Here is a 1,676-nt window from a genome sequence, read left to right as displayed (position 1 = left end):
CCCAGCGTTTCACGCGTAGAGCAAACCACCAGTTAGACTGGTGGTTCTGATTATGCTCATAAGCGTGAAGAGGTGTTGGATCGCACTCTTATGGGGTGGATTGAAGCGTGGGATAGCAAGGCAAAGGTGGTGGATAGAACCCCAAATGTGGTGGATAGCAACGGGAAAGTGACGGATAGAGCCAAGAAGCGTGGATAGAATCGCTAAAGTGATGGATACAACAGCAAAAGTAGCGGATAAAACCTGCAAAGAGAAGGATAGCGCCAAGAGAAGGGGATAGAATCGCAAAAGTGGTGGATAGAATCGCTAAAGTGATGGATAAAACAGCAAAAGTAGCGGATAAAACCCGCAAAGTGAAGGATAGAGCCAAGAGAAGGGGATAGAATCGTAAAAGTGATGGATAAAACAGCAAAAGTAGCGGATAAAACCTGCAAAGGGAAGGATAGCGCCGAGAAGCGTGGATAGAATCGCAAAAGTAGCGGATAGAATGGCTAAAGTGGTGGATAAAACAGCAAAAGTAGCGGATAAAACCCTCAGAAGGAAGGATACAACTCGATAGCCAGCAAGCATGCCATAACAAAAGGAAACGCTGCACAAAATGGATGTGCAGCGTTTTCATAATCATTCAAATAAGTGTTCGTATGGGGCGATGTCAATTTGCATTTGTTCTAATTTTTTGCGTAAAAATTTGTGATCGCGCTTGGGTGTTGCTTGGATATAGCCACGAATAATGAGGTCATTGTTAATGGCAGCTGCTTTTTCCTCTAAAGCGAGCTCACCGATTTTGCCTGCGATTTTTTCCTTTGCTACTTGTCTAAAGAGCTCAGGTACTGGACTTACTAGCTCATAGAGTAAGTCCTTTTCAGCTTGTCCCCATAAGTGAATTGTTTTATCTAAATAATATTCCTGCCAATCTAAGTCAGATTTTCCATCCTGCTTAGGTAATGCTTTTAAAAATTTACGGAACATAAAGAATCCGCCAATAGCCATCAATGAAATGAGGACGACAACCCAAAATAAAATAAACCATAAAAACCAACCTTGTAACAAATCGTTCACCTCTTTGCCTTCTCTCACTCTATTATAAGAGCTTCCGAAAAAAAATTCATCCTATAATGTCCCTTTTTTAGCAATTCATCTTTATATAGTGTGCAAGAAGGGAGGTGACGTTAGATGGCAAACGTTAACTTTATTAGTGCAACTCTGCGTCTCAAGTATGAAGATGGCTATGATGAGCAAAATGAACCGAAATTCACAACAAAATCGTATCGTAATCTTAACAACACACATAGTGCGAATGATTTACTAGCTGTGGCGCATGCTATTGCAAGTCTTTCATCACAGACTTTGTCTAGCATTGCTAAGCAAGAAACAAGCGATATATCTTAAGGGGGGATTACAGCATGGCACAAGTATTAGAGTTACAATTTGCAACAGTGGATGGTAAAACGACAACATTAACGATTGATGCTCCAAAGCCCAATGTCTCAGTGGCTGAAATTCAGCAGGCAATGGAAACGATTGTGGCGAAAAATGTATTTGCCGGACAGGTAGGGGCTTTGTCTGCCATTAAGGGGGCACGCCTTGTAGATCGTCAAGTAACGGAATTTGATGTAGCAACAGAATAATTCATCGATGGCCTTTGCAATTGGAACTGCAAAGGCCATTTTTTACCG

3 protein-coding genes are annotated in these 1,676 nt (G+C 41.6%); 2 read left to right on the top strand and 1 reads right to left on the bottom strand.

The window, feature by feature from the left end; translation table 11 throughout:
- Positions 1-621: 621 nt before the first annotated feature.
- A complete protein-coding gene (locus RT445_RS19765; protein WP_274797296.1) occupies positions 622-1,050 on the bottom strand; it encodes a DUF2621 domain-containing protein in 429 nt (142 codons plus the stop codon).
- 123 nt (positions 1,051-1,173) lie between these two features.
- Between RT445_RS19765 and RT445_RS19760 the strand changes: the two genes are divergently transcribed.
- Positions 1,174-1,389, top strand: coding sequence for a DUF1659 domain-containing protein (locus RT445_RS19760; protein ID WP_312507014.1), 216 nt, complete (start codon positions 1,174-1,176; stop codon positions 1,387-1,389).
- Positions 1,390-1,403: 14 nt separating this feature from the next.
- The gene (locus tag RT445_RS19755) at positions 1,404-1,628 is read left to right on the top strand and encodes a DUF2922 domain-containing protein (RefSeq protein WP_274796635.1); all 225 of its coding nucleotides are present in this window, start codon (positions 1,404-1,406) and stop codon (positions 1,626-1,628) included.
- Positions 1,629-1,676 lie beyond the last annotated feature (48 nt).

Origin of the sequence: Lysinibacillus sp. (assembly GCF_032093475.1) — a bacterium.
In the GTDB taxonomy this organism is placed as follows: domain Bacteria; phylum Bacillota; class Bacilli; order Bacillales_A; family Planococcaceae; genus Lysinibacillus; species Lysinibacillus irui.
Note: the sequence above shows the minus strand (reverse complement) of the source record. Positions and strands in the feature narration are given on the sequence as shown.